The 13611-nt window shown below is 64.3% G+C and carries 15 protein-coding genes and 1 pseudogene; 8 read left to right on the top strand and 8 right to left on the bottom strand.

What is annotated here, in order from left to right:
- The first annotated feature begins 6 nt into the window (after positions 1 to 6).
- Positions 7 to 702 carry a GntR family transcriptional regulator gene (locus tag CT676_RS29825; RefSeq protein ID WP_085400014.1) on the top strand — a complete coding sequence of 232 codons (696 nt, stop codon included), beginning with the start codon at positions 7 to 9 and terminating at the stop codon, positions 700 to 702.
- Positions 703 to 708: 6 nt separating this feature from the next.
- Here CT676_RS29825 and CT676_RS44380 read toward each other — a convergent pair whose 3' ends face one another.
- Together CT676_RS44380 and CT676_RS29820 are read right to left on the bottom strand one after the other, a co-directional pair.
- On the bottom strand, positions 709 to 849 hold the full coding sequence (locus CT676_RS44380; RefSeq protein WP_162131457.1) for a hypothetical protein: 141 nt from the start codon (positions 847 to 849) through the stop codon (positions 709 to 711).
- A gap of 190 nt (positions 850 to 1039) precedes the next feature.
- Positions 1040 to 1978 (bottom strand): DMT family transporter, encoded by a 939-nt coding sequence (locus CT676_RS29820; RefSeq protein WP_085400012.1) that lies wholly within the window; start codon positions 1976 to 1978, stop codon positions 1040 to 1042.
- A gap of 98 nt (positions 1979 to 2076) precedes the next feature.
- On the opposite strand from CT676_RS29820, the gene CT676_RS44375 reads away from it, so the two are divergent.
- The 4 genes from CT676_RS44375 to CT676_RS29800 all read left to right on the top strand — a co-directional run bounded on the left by CT676_RS44375 (position 2077) and on the right by CT676_RS29800 (position 5747).
- Positions 2077 to 2232: a 3-keto-5-aminohexanoate cleavage protein gene (locus CT676_RS44375; protein ID WP_161495788.1), complete on the top strand. Its 156-nt coding sequence runs from the start codon at positions 2077 to 2079 to the stop codon at positions 2230 to 2232.
- 96 nt (positions 2233 to 2328) lie between these two features.
- Positions 2329 to 4350: a YgiQ family radical SAM protein gene (locus tag CT676_RS29810; protein ID WP_085400008.1), complete on the top strand. Its 2022-nt coding sequence runs from the start codon at positions 2329 to 2331 to the stop codon at positions 4348 to 4350.
- Between the two features lie 228 nt (positions 4351 to 4578).
- Positions 4579 to 5037 carry an Rrf2 family transcriptional regulator gene (locus CT676_RS29805; protein WP_085400006.1) on the top strand — a complete coding sequence of 153 codons (459 nt, stop codon included), beginning with the start codon at positions 4579 to 4581 and terminating at the stop codon, positions 5035 to 5037.
- On the top strand, positions 5034 to 5747 hold the full coding sequence (locus tag CT676_RS29800; RefSeq protein WP_135215953.1) for a class I SAM-dependent methyltransferase: 714 nt from the start codon (positions 5034 to 5036) through the stop codon (positions 5745 to 5747). Before CT676_RS29805 ends, CT676_RS29800 begins: the two co-directional genes overlap by 4 nt.
- A 60-nt stretch (positions 5748 to 5807) precedes the next feature.
- Here the strand turns inward: CT676_RS29800 and CT676_RS29795 are convergent, their stop codons facing one another.
- The 3 genes from CT676_RS29795 to CT676_RS29785 all read right to left on the bottom strand — a co-directional run bounded on the left by CT676_RS29795 (position 5808) and on the right by CT676_RS29785 (position 7715).
- Positions 5808 to 6941: an alpha/beta hydrolase gene (locus CT676_RS29795; RefSeq protein ID WP_071909205.1), complete on the bottom strand. Its 1134-nt coding sequence runs from the start codon at positions 6939 to 6941 to the stop codon at positions 5808 to 5810.
- A 252-nt stretch (positions 6942 to 7193) separates the two neighbouring features.
- Positions 7194 to 7511, bottom strand: a complete 318-nt coding sequence (locus tag CT676_RS29790) for a DUF1488 family protein (protein ID WP_205124614.1) — start codon at positions 7509 to 7511, stop codon at positions 7194 to 7196.
- 3 nt (positions 7512 to 7514) lie between these two features.
- Positions 7515 to 7715: a hypothetical protein gene (locus CT676_RS29785; protein WP_244623307.1), complete on the bottom strand. Its 201-nt coding sequence runs from the start codon at positions 7713 to 7715 to the stop codon at positions 7515 to 7517.
- Between the two features lie 331 nt (positions 7716 to 8046).
- Here CT676_RS29785 and CT676_RS29780 point away from each other — a divergent pair, with 331 nt between their 5' ends.
- Entirely contained in the window at positions 8047 to 9138 is a 1092-nt protein-coding gene (locus CT676_RS29780) for an AraC family transcriptional regulator (protein ID WP_224580953.1), read from the top strand.
- A 78-nt stretch (positions 9139 to 9216) separates the two neighbouring features.
- Here CT676_RS29780 and styB read toward each other — a convergent pair whose 3' ends face one another.
- The gene (gene styB, locus CT676_RS29775; RefSeq protein ID WP_085400003.1) at positions 9217 to 9720 is read right to left on the bottom strand and encodes a styrene monooxygenase NADH-dependent flavin reductase subunit StyB; all 504 of its coding nucleotides are present in this window, start codon (positions 9718 to 9720) and stop codon (positions 9217 to 9219) included.
- Between the two features lie 6 nt (positions 9721 to 9726).
- Positions 9727 to 10976 (bottom strand): annotated as a pseudogene (gene styA / locus CT676_RS29770) (styrene monooxygenase subunit StyA).
- A gap of 107 nt (positions 10977 to 11083) precedes the next feature.
- Between styA and CT676_RS29765 the strand changes: the two are divergent.
- The gene (locus CT676_RS29765; protein ID WP_085400000.1) at positions 11084 to 12013 is read left to right on the top strand and encodes a LysR family transcriptional regulator; all 930 of its coding nucleotides are present in this window, start codon (positions 11084 to 11086) and stop codon (positions 12011 to 12013) included.
- Positions 12014 to 12043: 30 nt separating this feature from the next.
- The gene (locus tag CT676_RS29760; protein WP_085400054.1) at positions 12044 to 13066 is read left to right on the top strand and encodes an LLM class flavin-dependent oxidoreductase; all 1023 of its coding nucleotides are present in this window, start codon (positions 12044 to 12046) and stop codon (positions 13064 to 13066) included.
- 26 nt (positions 13067 to 13092) lie between these two features.
- Here CT676_RS29760 and CT676_RS29755 read toward each other — a convergent pair whose 3' ends face one another.
- Entirely contained in the window at positions 13093 to 13533 is a 441-nt protein-coding gene (locus CT676_RS29755; protein WP_085399998.1) for a hypothetical protein, read from the bottom strand.
- Positions 13534 to 13611 lie beyond the last annotated feature (78 nt).

The raw sequence follows: 13611 nt of genomic DNA, 5'->3' as shown, positions 1-13611 counted from the left end.
CAGCAGATGCGATCGCTCAAGCTCGATACGCCGAAATCGCTGTCGCAGCGGGTGGTGCTGCGGCTGCGCCAGGCCATCATCGACGGCGAGTTCGCGCTCGGCGCCGCCATCTCCGAGGAGATGGTGGCGAATTCCTTCGGCGTCAGCCGCACGCCGGTGCGCGAGGCGATGGGCCAGTTGCAGGCGCAGGGGCTGGTCGTGATCCGGCCGCAGGTCGGCAGCTTCGTGTTCACGCCGAGCGCGGAGGACATCACTGCGCTCTGCACCTTCCGGATCGCGCTCGAGCCCAAGGCCGCCGAGCTCGCGTTTCGTCACGATCGCGACGGCGCAATTGCGACGATGAGCGAGGCAATCGCGGCGATGGAGCCGGCGATCGCGGCGAAGGACAACATCGCCTATGGCCGCGCCGATGCGAGCTTTCACGAAGGGTTGTTCGCGCATTGCGGCAACCGCTATCTCATCGAATCCTACCAGCTCGTCTCGGGCCGCGTCGCCGCGCTGCGCACCAACCTGACGTCGCCGATCGACGTGCGCACCCGCTCGTCCTTCGACGAGCATCGCAAGCTGCTCGATCTGTTCGCGCGCGGCGAGTTCGCGGCGTTCGAAGCGCTGATGACGACGCACATCACCAATTCCGGCCTGGCCTATGCCAAGGCCTTGAAAGTGGAGGCCTTGATAGTGGAGGCGCTGAAGGTGGACTGAGCGCTACTACCCCGCGTCCTTCGATCCCGGCCTGTCCAGAAAATCCAGCGCGGTGTTGATCTGTTCGAGCTGGTGCTCGATCTTGTCGCGATCGTCGACCGACTGCGCCTTCTCGAGCTGTTCCACAAGCTTCTGCTTCCGTGACAACAAGTTCTCTATGACCGTACTCACAAGTCCCCCATCGCCCCGAAACGAAGCGTCGAGGCAAAATCCGGTTACGGCACTGGCGCCGGGATGGTCGGGGCGCGCGCGAGCATGGCTCGCACCGGTCCCTTGATCAGAATGTTCGCGGAGGCGGTTGGTTCCTGCGGATGAACCACAACTCCGATCAATGGAACTATTTGCGCAGGCTCGCCCAGACCCCGCCGAGGATCAGCACACCGCCGAACAGATGGATCAGTTTTGGCGGTTCACCGAGAATTGCGAACGACAGAAGGGCGCTCGCGATCGGTCCGAGATAAAGCACAAGCGAGGTTCGGACCGAACCGAATTTGCCGCCGAGCCAGGCAAAGCCGGCATAGGCGAGCAGCCCGGGAACGATCCCGGCGAAGACGTAAGCCGACACCGCTTTCGTGCTGAAGACCTGCGCCGGCGTGGTCCACATCTCGATCAGCGCCTGCGGCAGCGAGAACAGCGCGCCGGCGCCTGCGAACAGGCTCATGCGCGCCAGCAGCGACGCCTTGGGCGCCGCGCGCGATTGCAGCAGCGTGTAGCCGGACCAGCCGAGCATCGCGATCACGACCAGGCCGTCGCCCGCTGCGGTCTCCAGTGCGAACAAGGTCTCCGGATGACCGCCGGAGATGATGAGCAAGGCGCCGGCGAGCGCAAGCGCCGTGCCGAGCCATTGCAGCGGGCCGACCTGCTCGATGCCGAGCACCGCAGAGATCATCAGCACCGTGACCGGCGACAGCGCCATGATCAACGCGATGTGGATCGCCGTCGTCGAGATGCCCGCGGCATAGACCGGGCCGCCGCAGAGGAACATGCCCATGAAGCCGGCGGCGAGGATCGGCCAGATGTTCTTGCCAAGTGGCACGCGGCCGGCGCGGATTTCGGCGAACGCGATCGGCGCGAGCCCGATGGCAACGATGCTCCAGCGGAAGAAGGCGAGCGCGAAGGGCGGGACGGAGCCCGCGAGGCCCCGCGCCAGAATCTGATTTGAGGCCTGCGCGGTGGCCACCAGGATGAAGCCGATCAGCGCAACCGCACCGAGCCAGGCCTCGGTGGACGGCGCCGCACCGGCGTCGTCACCGCCGTCGGAAATTTCCTTGCCCATGGAGCAATCGGATATCCGATGTCGGCCGCGGTGAGAACCCGGAAGACGGATCGCTCATATGCATATGCGGCACGCGCACTGTTCCGGGCGGCGAGGCGATGCTCGCCTTGCGCAAGGTCTGGATCGAGGCGGCGCTGCCGGGCTCGACGGTGACCAATCTCCGCCTCGTCGGGAATGCCGTGCGGATGGTCCGCCAGCATGGCGGCGAGCCGGCCACGACTGCCGAGGTCCGGCAAGGGTTCGCGAACGGTTAACGCACTCCCGCAAGCCGGATAGCCCCTGGCGGAACCGCAAATCTTCACGCGTCCGTCGGTTGTATTCGTACGCCCGGAGTCCTATGCGTAGGCGCCATGGACATCCAGATCATCACCGCCGAAAAGCCCCTGATGGCGCAGGCGCGCCCGCGCAAGCCGGCGCCGTTCCTTCCCATGAGCCGCGCCGAGATGGACGCGCTCGGCTGGGATGCCTGCGACATCGTGCTGGTGACAGGCGATGCCTATGTCGACCATCCGAGTTTTGGCATGGCCATCATCGGCCGGCTGCTGGAGGCGCAGGGCTTTCGGGTCGGCATCATCTCCCAGCCCGACTGGCATTCGGCCGATCCGTTCAAGGCGCTCGGCAAGCCAAAAGTGTTTTTCGGCGTCACCGGCGGCAACATGGACTCCATGGTGAACCGCTACACCGCGGACCGGCGCATCCGCAGCGACGACGCCTATACGGCCGGCGGCGAAGGCGGCAAGCGGCCGGACCGCTGCACCGTCGTCTACGCGCAGCGCTGCCGCGAGGCGTTCAAGGATGTCCCGATCGTGCTCGGCGGCATCGAGGCCTCGCTGCGCCGGATCGCACATTACGATTACTGGTCCGACAAGGTGCGCCGCTCGGTGCTGGCCGACGCCAAGGCGGACCTGCTGCTCTATGGCAATGCCGAGCGTGCCGTCGTCGAGGTGGCCAACCGTCTTGCCGCCGGCGAAGCACCGCGCGAGCTCAGCGACATCAGGGGCGTCGCGCTGTTCCGCCGCGTCCCGGAGGACTACAGCGAACTGCACGCCGACGATCTCGATTCCGCCGACGAGGGCGCAACGCGCCAGAAGGGTGCGACCGTCATCCGGCTGCCGGCGCTGGAGCAAGTCGAGCAGGACAAGGAAGCCTATGCGCGCGCCTCGCGCGTGCTGCATCGTGAAAGCAATCCCGGCAATGCCCGCCCGCTGGTGCAGCGTCACGGCGATCGCGATCTCTGGCTCAACCCGCCGCCGATCCCGCTGACCAGCGACGAGATGGACGCGGTCTACGACCTGCCCTATGCGCGCGCGCCGCATCCGTCCTATGGCGAAGCAAAAATCCCCGCCTGGGACATGATCAAGTTCTCGGTCACGATCATGCGCGGCTGCTTCGGCGGCTGCACCTTCTGCTCGATCACCGAGCACGAGGGCCGCATCATCCAGAACCGCTCGGAAGGCTCGATCCTGCGTGAGATCGAGAAGATCCGCGACAAGACGCCGGGCTTCACCGGCGTGATCTCCGACATCGGCGGCCCCACGGCCAACATGTACCGGATGGCGTGCAAGGATCCGAAGGTCGAGGCGGCGTGCCGGCGGCCGTCCTGCGTCTTCCCGGAGATCTGCCCGAACCTCAACACCTCGCATGACGATCTGATCCGGCTCTATCGCAAGGTGCGCGAGACCAAGGGCATCAAGAAGGTGATGGTCGCTTCGGGCGTGCGCTACGACCTCGCGGTCGAGAGCCCCGAATACATCAAGGAGCTCGTCACCCATCACGTCGGCGGCTATCTGAAGATCGCCCCTGAACATACCGAGCGCGGCCCGCTCGACAAGATGATGAAGCCGGGCATCGGCGCCTACAACCAGTTCAAGCGGATGTTCGATGCCGCGGCCGAGCAGGCCGGCAAGAAATATTACCTGATCCCCTATTTCATCGCGGCGCATCCGGGCACGACCGACGAGGACATGATGAACCTCGCGCTCTGGCTCAAGAAGAACCGCTATCGCGCCGATCAGGTGCAGACCTTCCTGCCCTCGCCGATGGCGACCGCAACCGCGATGTACCACACCGGCGTCAACCCGCTGCGCGGCGTACGCCGCGGCGGCAGCGACAAGGTCGAGGCGATCAAGGGCCTGCGCCAGCGAAGGCTGCACAAGGCCTTCCTGCGCTATCACGACCCCGACAATTGGCCGGTGCTCCGCGAGGCCTTGATCGAGATGGGCCGCCGCGACCTGATCGGCTCGCGTCCCGACCAGCTCGTGCCCGCGCATCAGCCGCCCGGCACCGGCAAGGCCGCCGGCACACGGCGACCGGTGCGCCCCGGCGGCAAGACGCAGCGGTTTACGACCAAGGGCCTGCGGGTGATGAAGTAGCGGCAGAGCCGGATGAGATCCGGTTCAGCCCGCGGCTGTTGTGTCCCCAAAGCAAAAATGTCGAAAACAACCCCATGCACAGTAGACGGCATGAGCGGGATCAATGGCTTAGGCGGTCTGCGGCGACGTTGACCCGTCGGGCAAAACGGGCGCGGGATGGCAACGCGCCCCTTACGCTCGCACCGAAACGGGTTGACCTCGGCGCCATCATGTAACATATGAAGTTACATGAAGCGAGACAGCCGATTATCAGGCGTGCTCCACGTCCTGCTGCACATGGCGCAGCAGCCTGGCCCGTTCACGTCCGAGACCCTGGCGAAGGCCATGGACACCAACCCGGTGGTGATCCGCCGCATCATGGCGGGCCTGCGCGACCTCGGTTACGTCCGCTCCGAGAAGGGGCACGGCGGCGGCTGGACGCTGGCTTGCGATCTGTCGAAGGTGACGCTGCGCGATGTCTACACCGCGCTCGGCAGCCCCTCGATTCTGGCCATGGGCAACCGGACCGAGGCGCCTGGCTGCCTGGTCGAGCAGGCCGTCAATGCCGCGCTCGATCAGGCCTTTGACGATGCAGAGGCGTTGTTGCTGTCGCGCTTTGCCGAAGTGTCGCTGGCGATGCTGAGCGACGATCTGCGCAAGCGCCTGGGTGCGCGAAAGCTTCACAGCATGAGCGCGCATCACGCGTGACCGACTCCCCTCAGCAGGACAACATCGTGACCGACATTCAAAACGCGTTCTCCGATCCGCAGATGGTGGCGAAGTACACCGAAGGGCCGCCACGGTTTGTTCCCGGCTACAATTCGATGCTGTCCATGGCGGCGATCCTTTTGGGCGAGCGTGCGCGTGAAGATGCGCGAATACTTGTTCTTGGCGCCGGCGGCGGCCTGGAGCTGAATGCCTTTGCGCAAGCGCAGCCGCGCTGGACCTTTGATGGCGTGGACCCGTCCGCGGCGATGCTGAATCTCGCGAAGCAGACGCTGGGCCCGCTCGTGTCGCGCGCGCATCTGCATCAAGGCTATATCGACGATGCGCCGGAGGGGCCGTTCGACGGCGCGACGTGCCTGTTGACCCTGCATTTCGTCGATGTCGAGGAACGGCTGCGAATAGCGTCCGAAATCCGCCGCCGCCTCAAGCCCGGCGCGCCGTTCGTCGCGGCCCATTTCAGCATCCCCGGCAACGACGATGAACGGCCGCTTTGGCTCTCGCGCTATTCGGCCTTTCTCGCCGCAGCCGGAGTCGAGCCCGACAAGGCGGCCGCCGCGCGAAAGGCGGTCGACGGCCAGTTGAGCATTCTGGCACCAGAGCAGGACGTCGTGATCTTGCGCGACGCAGGCTTCTCCGACCCGACCCTGTTCTATACCGGCTTCACGTTCCGCGGCTGGGTGGCCTACGCCTGAGACGTCACGGCCTCGTCGACACGTCGCCATGAAAAAGCCAGGCAGGGCCTGCCTCTCGCGCTACTCCGCAAGCCGCGCGAGCGGGCCCGCGGCCGCCTTCTGTTCACCCAGCGCTTGGCCCTGGGCCATGCGTTGGCGGATCATTGCGACAACCGGGCCTACCTGCTCGAAAGCCCGGTCGTGGGCGTCGTCGCCGGCGACCGCCAGTTTCGTCAGGTCGTAGACGTCGATCCGGTCGCGCGCGAGCTCAGTTCGATAAGGCTCCTGGGTCGGGTCGATATCGCCCAGGCGGGCGACGTCTCCCCAGATCGTCTTCGACAGCGAGAGCGCGCCGTCGTCACGCGAGACGAACAACGAGATGGGGGGCCGCGCGCCGCTCATCCGGTTCAGTTGCGAGCGGAAGACATCGACATCCACGTCGGGTGCCACCAGCATCACATTCTTCAGCTTGCTGCGCTTCGACGCGACAGCCGGGGCGCGGATCGCCCGCGTTCGCAGTGCTTCCAGTGCGATCCAATTGCCCATCGAATGAGCCAGAAGATAAACTTCGCCGACGGCAGGCGAGGCGTCGAGCGTGCTCAACAGATTGTCGAGCGCGTCACGCGAAAAATTGGCACTTTCCCGGTCATAGGTATACGCGCGCAGCCTCAGCTCGCCGCGCGATGGCCAGGTGAAAAGCACGGGAACGACCGGCACTTTGGAGTCGTGCACGATCTGCGCGAAGCGATAGACCGCATCATCGAAGCGGTTGTTGAAGCCGTGGACGAAGACAAGCACCTTGTTGCGACCGGACTGCTTCATCGCCGCGGCGACAGACGCAGCGAAATGCGTCTTGTCGAGATAGTCGGCCGACACAGTCGTGAAATCCCGTTGGGGGTCGCCGGGCAGGCTCGCGGGCCACTGCACTTCGCCGATCTTCCGCGCGGCATCTGGCGGGATCGAGACAGTCACCTCGGCAAAGGACAACTCGTCCGAACGGTCCCCGCTGAACATCTCACCGGGATCGACGTCGGATCGCTTGCGATTGGTGACGACGTAGATCGGGACATTTGTATTTCCGGGGGCGACCTGCGCTGTCGGAACAAGCACGCCCTGCGACGGACGTCCTGCACAGCCGCCCAGGACTGCTGCGATCGACAAAGCCAACAAAACTGCTGGAGCACTGATGCGACTCGTCCGGACCACCGGCAACACTCACAACTGGACGCAAGAGCGCGATAACTCACCATCCGGGCAACGGAAGGGGCACCGGATATCGACCAGTCTATGCCGGCTGAGCGTGCCTGGATGTCACGGCGCGGCAACACCCAGCCGGCGACAACTGCGGAACCCGGTCTTGCAGACCATGGTCGAGTGAAATGTTTAAGAGGGAGATGTCGAGCATCTCACGTGGCACAAATTGCATATGCGTTGCCGTTGTTGGCGGCGGCCTTGCTTTGGCGGTCGTCAGAGCGCCTTGACGTGCTTGGAGAAGATGCGGAGCCGCTCGCGCTGCCGCCTGCCCTGCTGTTCGAAAGCGTATGATGCAAGGCGCTCGACCGCGTCGCGGAGACACCTGAATTGGGTCTCCCTTTCGTCGGGACGCGTGCCCTTCGAGCCGTGAAGGTCGTCCAGCGCGACGCTGCTTATCTCGCAGTCGACGATGCTGGCGCCATACGTCATCGTAAACAGAAACGCCATCCGCTCCGTGTCGTAGCCAAGAATCTGGCCGCGCGTCAGAAGCGCTGCGTTTTCCGCTGGGAATACTCTCGGTGGACGCGGCAATTGTCAGCCTACGGCTTCGCCGGTGTCGCACGGCGGCACCTCCGCCAGGCGGCTCGCCTGCGAAGCAAAATCGTTGAACGCTGCGACTGCGTCGCTCATGTTGTGGCATCCGCGGCTGTCGCGCGAGGCGTGAACGCGAAGATCGAACAGCTCCATCCAGAACAGGGGCGCCGCAGCTGAACCGGTTTCAAGCGTTTCGAACATGTTGATCTCGCAATCGCCAACGCGCTCAAGCGCAACCGTCCGTGGGCCATGAGCGATATGAGGAATTCCGAGCAATTTTCCGTAACTTCGCAATATCTTCACGTTTATAGGCGGCGCGCCATCGCAGCTGGACATCAAGGCCTTCGGGCTTTTTCGGGGTGGGTTCGCCCCCGAGTACAGACGACGCACCTAGGGGGACAGATCGCCGATTTAAGTCACATGACACCCGGTTTCTTGTTATCGTGAGCCAATAACTTGATTTTCTATGCCGCGATCCCGATGCGCGAGCCGAGAACTCAAGGCCGCAGCGGCAACGACGAAAGGGTTCGATGTGGCTGCTGCCCGTTCGCCCCAATTGCAAGCCATGCCCAGTGCGACCGGCGGCATCGCCCGCCTGGTGTGGGCCCGCCTGCGCGAAGCCGGCATTCAGGCGGACGGCTTGCTGTCCAAGGCCAGATTGACCCTCGAGCAGATCCAAGACCGCAAGGCGCGGCTGAGCGTTGAAAGCCAGATCAAGTTTCTGGAGCTTGGTGCCGAGGCGCTGCACGACGACGCCCTGGGATTTCACCTGGCACGGGACTTCGACCTTCGTGAGATCGGCCTGCTCTACTATGTCGCGGCCTCATCCGGGACAGTCGCTGAAGCCTTGTCAAAGACGGAGCGCTATTGCCGCCTCGCGAACGAGGGAATTTCACTGCGATTTGCCGCGAAGGACATGGCGATTGCGTTGAGCTATGTCGGCGTGGAACGGCGGTCAGATCGGCACCAGATCGAATTCTGGGTGACCTCTATCATTCGAATCAACCGCGCACTGACCAACCGCCGCGTGGTGCCAAGCCGTGTCAAAGTCGCCCATCGCCGTCGAGCGATGCCCGCGGAGGTCAGGTCGTTCCTTGGTTGCGAGATCGAGTTCGGATCAGACGTCGATGAGATCGCCTTCCCTCAGTCCGTGGGACAGATGCCCATCGAAAGTGCCGATCACCACTTGAACGATCTGCTGGTGACCTTCTGCGAGGAGGCGCTTGCACATCGGAAGCCTGGGGGAGTTTCGCTCAGATCGAGCGTCGAGAATGCCATCGCGCCACTGCTTCCCCATCGCGAGGCACGGGCTGAGGAGATCGCGCGCCGGCTCGGCATGAGCCACCGCACGTTGGCGCGGCGCCTCGCGTCGGAAGGACTGACCTTCACCGGCATTATGGACGAGCTGAAAATCGACCTCGCCAAAAGCTATTTGAAAAAGGACGAGTTGCCGATTTCGCAAACCGCCTGGCTGCTCGGCTATGGCGAAGTCAGCGCATTCACCCACGCCTTCAGGCGCTGGACCGGAATGACGCCACGACAATGGCGTGCCGCGGACGATCCCAAGCGCGCCGACAACGTCAACGATACGCCCCCTCGCGCAAAGAACGCCAGGGCAAGCTAGTCCCGGCGGTAACGCCAAAGCGCCCCGATGCAGCCAGGAAAACACCAGATCCGCTCAAGCCGCGGACCGCTGCAACCCTCACCGATCCACCGGCACGCCCGGCCCGAGATGATACCGGCTGGAAAAGAACACCAGCGGCGTGGTGTCGCGATAGTCGCAGCTCGAAACTTCGGCGATGATCAGCGTGTGGTCTCTGACATCGACGTGGCGTGTGACCTCGCAGGCGAACCAGGCCATGCAGCCGGAGAGACGCGGCAGGCCGTCGACGATGTCGTAATCAGGAGCAGCGCCGGTGTTCGGCTGGCTCGCGAAGTGCCGCGACAGGTCCCGGCCATGCTCGGGCAGGACGTTGACGCAGTAGCGTCCAGTCGCCGAGATCGCCCGGTGCATGCGTCCCGGCATGACCGACACCAGCACGGTCGGCGGGGACAAGCTGACGGTGACAAAGCTGTTCGCGGTCATGCCGCAGACGCGGCCGTGCTCGTCCAGCGCGGTCAGCACCGCGACGCCGGTCGCAAAGCGCGACGCGGCTTCGCGGAATGACGCCGGATTGGCGCGCTGCACCTCAGCCTCCGCTCGCATCGGGCCTCACGCAATCGCCCTGACCGGCTCAGGCGGCGCCGACATGCGCTCGATCCAGGCCTGGATGCGCTGCGGCGTGCAGATGCGATCCCACTGCCGGTCCGGGTAGTTGAAATTCTCGGTGAACTCGTTGGCCAGCGCCGGGTTCTGGCTCATCGCGCCGATCAGCATGCCCAGCGCTTCCGTCGGCGGCTGCAGCATCACATTGGTCCAGCGCGATGCCGCCAGCACGCGATCCTGTCGCTTCAGCTCGATCTTCTCGCACAGGCGCACGTCGAGCGCGTCGGCGTTGACGATCTCCTCGCCGAGCACGAAGGCCGCATAGGACGCGATATTGGCGCCCTGGCCCATCATGGGATCGACGATCGCATGGACGTCGCCGAGCGCGATCGCGCATTTGCCGTCGTCGAACTCGACCACAGTGTTGCGCACCGTCGGGACCACGCCGCCTTGCAGCAGGTCCTGCGGCTGCGCGAGATCGAACCGCGCGGTGTCGATGCGGTCGTAGGTCGTCGGGTGGTGCTTCTCGAGCTTGCCCAGCAGCACCTTCAAGAAGTGCTTCGGGTTGTCGTCGTAGCTGAGCGTGGCCAGTTCCTCCATGTCGCCGCCCGGCACATTCTCCATCAACAGCGCGTTGGCGACACCGCCGAACGTAATGGTCGGGATCACGATCATCTCGCCATGGCTTGGAGACACCGAGAGCGTGACGTTCATGGGATCGGGCTGCCGCACGCCGGTGTAAAGCCCGACGCACAGCCGCCGTTGCGGCTGCGAATAGGGCGTGTGCTCCGGCCGGTAAGTGAAGAGCTGGCCCAGCGGGCCCTTCCCGGTCGAGACGACCAGGAGATCGAAGCGGGCGACCAGCGGACGAATGTCGCGCTCTTCGATGCGGCGGTATTCGATCTTGCCGCCGCGGCTGACAAAATCCTGCATCAGGGCAGGAAGATAGATCCGATAGTCGACGGCGCGGCTCGGCTTCGAGAAATCACCGCGAAAACTCAGCGGCTGCGGAAAATTGAAGACGTGGTCGTGGTAGTAATAATGGTCCTTCGGATCGCTCCAATGATTGACGCCGAGATAGTCCTCGCGCGCGATCGTCACGTGGTGATGCGCGACGGTGTTGAGCAGGCGGATGTTCTTGTATTCCTCGGGCGGTCGATCCGTGATGATTGTCGCGTCCACGCCTGCTTCTGCAGGTAAAGCGCGAGATGCAGGCCGGCGATGCCGGCGCCGACAATTCCGATATGGCGTGCCAATTTCGTCTCCTCCCCTGTGAATGCTTGTTTTGAGGGAGCCTAGCGACCCGCCGAGTTCCGCACCACGGAATAAATGGGATATAATTTATTCCAGATCGGAATGAATTATGGACCGGATCGATTGCCTGCGCGCTTTCGTTCGCGCCCTGGAGGGCGGCAGCTTCTCGGCTGCGGCCAAGGAGCTCGGGATCGGCCAGCCCGCGATCAGCAAGCGCATTGCGATGCTTGAAAGCGAATTCGGCACGCAGCTGTTTTCGCGCACGACGCGCACGCTGAAGCCGACGGCCGAAGCGCACCGGATCTACGATCTCGCGCGGCAGATCCTCGACAGCTTCGACATGGCGCGGTCGAGTGTCGAACAGGCCGCACCCCGCCCCACCGGCACGCTCCGGATCGGCGTGCCGTCGTCGTTCGGACGGCGCTACGTGATGCCCGTCATCGCCGAGTACGTTCGGAATTATCCGGAAGTGCGGGTCGACATCCGCTTCAGCGAGCGGTTCGTCAATCTGGTGGAAGAAGGCATCGAGCTGGCGCTGCGCATTGGAAACCTGGAGGCGAGCACGCTGGTCGCCCGCCGGCTCGGGACCGTGCAGCGCCATCTGGTCGCGACCCCCACCTATCTGCACGGCCGCCCGCTGCCGAGGACACCTGACGATCTCAGCTCGCACCAGTGCATCGTCTATTCACGGATGTCGCCGGCGCACCAATGGGCCTTCGAATCCGAGCACGGCCGTCATGTCGCATCGATCAACGGACCCATTCACGTCGACGATGCCGATGCGATGCAGGAGGCGACGATGCAGCATCTCGGCATCGCGATCCTGCCCGAGTGGAATGCCGCGGAGGGCCTTCGCAGCGGCGAGCTCGAACATGTGCTTCCGGACTACACCATCGCCGCGCTGCCCCTGCATGCGGTCTATCCGGAGACGCAGTGGATGTCGCTGCGCGCGCGAACCTTCCTGGATCTCCTGGTCGAACGGGCCGAGCATTTCGCGCCAGCCCCGTCGCATACCCCCGTCGCCAGAGCAGGCGGTTGACGCCGCCCCTGCCATCATTAAATGACGCCCATGAAAAAGATCGGATTTCTGTCCTTCGGACACTGGACGCCCTCGCCGCAATCGCAGACCCGCTCGGCGGCGGACACGCTGCTGCAATCCATCGAGCTGGCCGTCGCGGCGGAACAGCTCGGCGCGGATGGCGCCTATTTCCGCGTGCATCACTTCGCGCGCCAGCTGGCCTCGCCCTTCCCGCTACTCGCCGCCGTCGGCGCGAGAACCAGCACAATCGAGATCGGCACGGCCGTGATCGACATGCGCTACGAAAACCCGCTTTACATGATCGAGGATGCGGGTAGCGCCGATCTCATCGCCGGCGGGAGGCTCCAGCTCGGCATCAGCCGCGGCTCGCCGGAGCAGGTGATCGACGGCTGGCGCTACTTTGGTTATCGCCCGGCTGACGGCCAGAGCGATGCCGACATGGGCCGGCGCCACGCGGAGGTCTTTCTGGACCTGTTGCGCGGCGAAGGTTTTGCCGAGCCCAATCCGCAGCCGATGTTTCCCAATCCGCCGGGACTGCTGCGCCTCGAACCACATGCGGCAGGCCTGCGCGAACGCATCTGGTGGGGCGCCGGCTCGAACGCGACCGCGGTGTGGGCGGCGAAGCTCGGCATGAATCTGCAGAGCTCGACGCTGAAGAACGACGAGACCGGCGAAGCTTTTCATGTGCAGCAGGCGGCGCAAATCCGTAGCTATCGCGCCGCGTGGACGGAGGCAGGCCACACCCGTGAGCCCCGCGTGTCCGTCAGCCGCAGCATCTTCGCGCTGATGAACGATCGCGACCGCGCCTATTTCGGCGGGGAGCGCGGAGGCGAAGACCAGATCGGCTTCATCGACCCGCAAACGCGCGCGATCTTCGGCCGGAGTTATGCGGCCGAGCCGGACGCACTGATCGAGCAGCTCAAGCAGGACGAGGCGGTTGCCGAAGCCGATACGCTTCTGCTGACGATCCCGAACCAGCTCGGTGTCGACTATTGCGCCCATGCGATCGAGGCGATCTTGAAGCACGTCGCGCCGGCGCTTGGCTGGCGGTGAGACCGTCGACCGGTTCACTGAGAAAGTCAGGCCGTCTCTTGCTGACCCCTGATCTTCTCAAGCCAAGCTGTCAAACGCGGATGTCTCGTATATCGGCCCTCCAGGCCCGCCAGTTCCTGCTGAAAGACCGGCAGCGAGAGCAGCCGTTCGATATCGGGCTCCCTGATCTTCCAGATCGCCGGCGGAAAGAAGCCATGCACCTTGAGTTCGTAGAGCTCGAAGATCGAATGAATGATCTCGTGTACCGCCCGGCGCTCTTCCGGTGTGATCTCAATGTCGCCGGCAGCCCCTCGCTCGAGGAATGCCGCGACCGGAAGGCGGCGTCGCAGGTCGGAGACCCGGTCGGAATATCGAAGGAAGATGTCCGCGCCCAGACGCCGATTGTTGGTGTGTAGCGCCGCATAGATCGCAGCCATGCCAACGATGATCGATCCGAGCGTCACGAATCTGAGAATATGGTCGAGCACGCGTCTCCTCCTTGCGCAGGGCACCGGAGTGACAGAGATAAACCAGACCGTGGGCCGATAAAATGGGGCGGCGGAGAC

This window comes from Bradyrhizobium sp. MOS001, assembly GCF_004634465.1.
In the GTDB taxonomy this organism is placed as follows: Bacteria; Pseudomonadota; Alphaproteobacteria; order Rhizobiales; family Xanthobacteraceae; genus Bradyrhizobium; species Bradyrhizobium barranii.
The sequence above is the reverse complement of the archived record's forward strand: the minus strand, read 5'-3'. Positions and strand labels throughout refer to the sequence as shown.